Here is a 4279-nt window from a genome sequence, read left to right as displayed (position 1 = left end):
GAGTGGTGGTGGGCGGGGGCGTCGTCGGGTTACCGCCGCCGTTCACCTCGGCCGAGAAGCTGGTCACCGCCAGCCCGACGCCGCCCTGCCACGGCTCGAAGCCGGCCTGGATGCTGGTCAGGTACCAGGAGTTGGTGATCGCGCCGCGGTTGCGTACGTCGGTGATGAAGTCGAGCACGCTGAAGTTCAGGCTGCTGATCGGCGACGGCGCCACGTAGGAGATGACGTTGTTGGAGCCGTTGTTGCCCCGCCACACCTCCCAGCTGCGGCCGGCCAGCGTGGTGGTGCCGACCGGCGAGCCGATCGGCTGGACCGGGCCCTGGCGGTTGAGCCAGATCATGATCTCCATCTGGTTCACCCCGTCCCGCTTCGGCGTCGGGTCCAGCCAGATGTCGTACGAGGCGTTGTAGGTGGCCCCGCTGACGTATCGGTAGTTGATGCTGCTGGTGGCGCTGCTGATCTGGCTCACCTGGATCGGCAGGTTGGTGCCGGGGGAGCAGTTGGTGTAGTGGCAGCCGAGGAAGACCGACGGGTACGCGGTGGGCGCCCCGTTGGTCGGGTTGCTGCCGTTCTGGGTGGTGATCTCGAAGCCGGTGTCGGTGACGTTGATGCACTGCTGGGCGCTGGTGCCCCAGCGGTTGTTCTGCACCACGTAGCGGCCCTGGATGACGGTCGAGCCGTACTGCTCACAGATCTGGGTATCGGCGGCGGCGGTGCCGCCGACCGCCACGGCGACGACTGACCCGGCGGCCAGCAGGGCGGCCGTCGCGAGGGCCCGGAGGGGACGTTTCATGATGCTCCTTGACTTGCGTACGGAGGCCGGACATGTCGGATGAGAGGACACCGGGAGCGCTCCCACAACCCGTCGACACATTTACATCTTTGAAACAGCCGCGCAATGGTGCCGGGTTAATAGTGTTAAAGGTGAGGTTTGTCGCGCCCGCGACGCGCGGTCAGCGACCGGTCCTCCAAGTGATCGGCGTGGAACCCCGAGGAGTGTGTCGGCCGGGGCTGATCGACTCTGGCGTGCGTCGATTGCACCGAGTAGTGTCTTGCCTCCAACGCGTGCCGAACCCCTCCGGAGGCGTACAGCACCATGCGTGGCTCCCCCCTGCGCATCCTCATCGTCGGCGCGGGCATCGCCGGTCTGGCCGTGGCCCGGGCGCTGCGGATGGTGGGTTTCCGGCCGGACGTCACCGAGAAGCTGCCTCCCGGCGAGAACACCGAGACCGCCCTCTACCTCCCCGGCAACGCCGCCCGCGCGCTGCGCCGGCTCGACCTGCACGACCCGGTCCGCCCGCTCGGGCAGGTCATCCACCGGCAGCGCTTCCTCGACGCCGCCGGGGCGCCGCTCTGCGAGGTCGACCTGGACGCGCTCTGGGCCGGCGTCGGCGAGTGCCGGGCGCTGCCCCGGGCGGAACTGCACCGGGTACTGCTCACCGGGGCCGGCGGCGCGGTCCGGCACGGCGCCGAGGTCCGCACCATCGACCTGCTGCCCGCCTCCGTCGGCGTCACCTTCGTCGACGGCACCGCCACCGAGTACGACCTGGTGATCGGCGCCGACGGCCCACGCTCCTCGACCCGGACACTCGCCGCCCTCGGCGGCCCACCCCGGCCCACCGGGCACGTCGTCTACCGCAGCGTGGTGCGCGGCGGGCCCCGGGTCACCGAGTGGACCGCCCTGCTCGGCCAGCGCTCCGGCTTCCTGGTGGTGCCGATCGGCGCCGGCCGGCTGCACTGCTACGCCGACGAGACCGGCACCCGGCCGCCGGCCGACCCGGTGGCCCGGCTGCGGGAACTCTTCGGCGACTACGGCGGGCCGGTGCCGGAGGTGCTGGCCGCGCTGGAGGGGGTGCACGTCGGGATGACCGACGAGGTCGAGCTGGGCCGCTGGTCGCGCGGACGGGTGCTGCTGGTCGGTGACGCCGCGCACGCCACCGCCCCGACCCTGTCCCAGGGAGCGGCGATGGCCCTGGAGGACGCCGTGGTGCTCGCCGAGTCGCTCACCGCCGCCGGCAGCGTCGAGGCCGCGCTGACCGCGTACGAGAGCCGCCGACGCCCGCGTACCCGGTGGGTGCGGGACCGGACCCGGGACCGCAACCGGACCCGGGACGTCCCGCCGGCGCTGCGCGACCCGCTGCTGCGCGGGCGCGGCGGCCGGATCTTCGGCGAGCACTACCGGCTGCTGGTCGGCCCGCTGTAGGGCGGGCGCCGGCCGGCGGGCCGACGGCGCCGCCGGGCCGGACCGCGCGCCCCGCGGGCGTCGGCCCGCCGGGTCGGGTGGCGCAGGCTACCCGACGACCCCACGCGGCGCTGCCACCTGCCGGGGACTATCCTCCTTGCGGATGACGGCCCGCAGACAACAGCGCGTGCCGAGCGGGACAACCCAGAACCGGAGGCCACTCGTGACCACCGTCGCACCCAAGCCGGTCGTGACCCGGCCCTGGCCGGTCCGAGCGCCGGTCAAGGGGTCGGCCATCGCGCGGCTGCTGCGTACCACGGACGCGAAGCAGATCGGGATCATGTACATGGTCACCGCGTTCGCGTTCTTCATGATCGGCGGCCTGATGGCCCTGGTCATGCGGGCCGAGCTGGCCCGGCCCGGGCTGCAGTTCCTGTCGCCCGAGCAGTACAACCAGCTGTTCACCATGCACGGCACGATCATGCTGTTGTTCTTCGCGACGCCGATCGTGTTCGCGTTCGCCAACTACGTCGTGCCGATCCAGATCGGCGCCCCCGACGTCTCCTTCCCGCGGCTGAACAGCTTCGCCTACTGGCTCTACCTGTTCGGCGGGACGATGGCGACCCTCGGGTTCATCACGCCGGGCGGCGCCGCCGACTTCGGCTGGTTCGCGTACGCGCCGTTGAGCAGCGTGGAGCACTCCCCGGGTGTCGGCGCCAACATGTGGATCATGGGTCTGGCCATCTCCGGTCTGGGTACCATCCTCGGCGCGGTCAACATGATCACCACGGTGCTGACCCTGCGGGCGCCCGGCATGACCATGTTCCGGATGCCGATCTTCACCTGGAACATCCTGGTCACCAGCCTCCTGGTGATCCTGGTCTTCCCGCTGCTGGCCGCGGCGCTCTTCGCGCTCGCCGCCGACCGCATCCTCGGCGCCCACGTCTACGACCCGGCGACCGGCGGGCCGATGCTCTGGCAGCATTTGTTCTGGTTCTTCGGCCACCCCGAGGTGTACATCGTCGCGCTGCCGTTCTTCGGCATCATCAGCGAGATCATCCCGGTCTTCTCCCGCAAGCCGATCTTCGGCTACAAGGGCCTGGTCGCCGCTACCGTCGCCATCGCCGCGCTGTCGATGAGCGTCTGGGCGCACCACATGTTCGCCACCGGCCAGGTGCTGCTGCCGTTCTTCAGCTTCCTCAGCTTCCTGATCGCCGTACCGACCGGCATGAAGTTCTTCAACTGGATCGGCACCATGTGGCGCGGCCAGATCAGCTTCGAGTCGCCGATGCTCTTCTCGATCGGCTTCCTGGTGACCTTCCTTTTCGGTGGTCTCACCGGCGTGCTGCTGGCCAGCCCACCGCTGGACTTCCACGTCTCCGACTCGTACTTCGTGGTGGCCCACTTCCACTACGTGCTCTTCGGCACCATCGTGTTCGCCGTGTTCGCCGGCATCTACTTCTGGTACCCGAAGATGTTCGGCCGGATGCTCGACGAGCGCCTCGCCAAGGTGCACTTCTGGCTCACCATGATCGGCTTCCACACCACCTTCCTGGTGCAGCACTGGCTGGGCAACGAGGGCATGCCGCGCCGGTACGCCGACTACCTGCCCACCGACGGCTTCACCACGTTGAACATGATCTCCACGGTCGGCGCGTTCATCACCGGTATCTCGACGCTGCCGTTCATCTACAACTGCTGGAAGTCGTACAAGGCCGGCCCGGTCGTCGAGGTCGACGACCCCTGGGGCTACGGCAACTCGCTGGAGTGGGCCACCAGCTGCCCGCCGCCGCTGCGCAACTTCGACCGGATGCCGCGGATCCGCTCCGAGCGGCCGGCGTTCGACCTGAAGTTCCCGGAGCTGGCAGCGGGGCAGACCCTGGCCGGCCCGCCGGAGGGCGGCGCCAAGCCGCTGACCAGCGAGTCCGACGGCTGGCTCTTATACACATCTCCGAGCCCACGAGACTAGCGCTCCACTCGTATGCCGTCTTCTGCTTGCAAAAACAAGATGCGCCGTTCCGACAGCGAACCGATCTCGGCCAACACCAGGGCCAGGTTGTCGGCGGCCATCGCCACCGGTTCTGCGTGGAAGTTGCC

Annotated in this window: 4 protein-coding genes; 2 read left to right on the top strand and 2 right to left on the bottom strand. The window is 69.6% G+C overall.

Annotated features, from left to right (window positions below; translation table 11 throughout):
- Window positions 1–793 (bottom strand): GH12 family glycosyl hydrolase domain-containing protein (locus C1I99_RS29805; protein WP_111137509.1); only part of this gene is annotated, 793 nt, incomplete at its 3' end.
- A gap of 303 nt (window positions 794–1096) precedes the next feature.
- On the opposite strand from C1I99_RS29805, the gene C1I99_RS29800 reads away from it, so the two are divergent.
- Entirely contained in the window at window positions 1097–2203 is a 1107-nt protein-coding gene (locus C1I99_RS29800) for an FAD-dependent monooxygenase (RefSeq protein WP_111137508.1), read from the top strand.
- A 202-nt stretch (window positions 2204–2405) separates the two neighbouring features.
- Window positions 2406–4151, top strand: a complete 1746-nt coding sequence (ctaD, locus tag C1I99_RS29795; RefSeq protein WP_111137507.1) for an aa3-type cytochrome oxidase subunit I — start codon at window positions 2406–2408, stop codon at window positions 4149–4151.
- Here the strand turns inward: ctaD and C1I99_RS35070 are convergent.
- Window positions 4148–4279 (bottom strand): aromatic amino acid lyase (locus C1I99_RS35070; protein WP_199562439.1); only part of this gene is annotated, 132 nt, incomplete at its 5' end. The genes ctaD and C1I99_RS35070 overlap by 4 nt on opposite strands.

This window comes from Micromonospora deserti (assembly GCF_003236335.1).
Lineage (GTDB): Bacteria > Actinomycetota > Actinomycetes > Mycobacteriales > Micromonosporaceae > Micromonospora > Micromonospora deserti.
Note: the sequence above shows the minus strand (reverse complement) of the source record. Positions and strands in the feature narration are given on the sequence as shown.

Bases quoted from the DNA above. Each gene is read 5' to 3' on its own strand.
- C1I99_RS29800 (WP_111137508.1), top strand. From the start codon at position 1,097: ATGCGTGGCTCCCCCCTGCGCATCCTCATCGTCGGCGCGGGCATCGCC.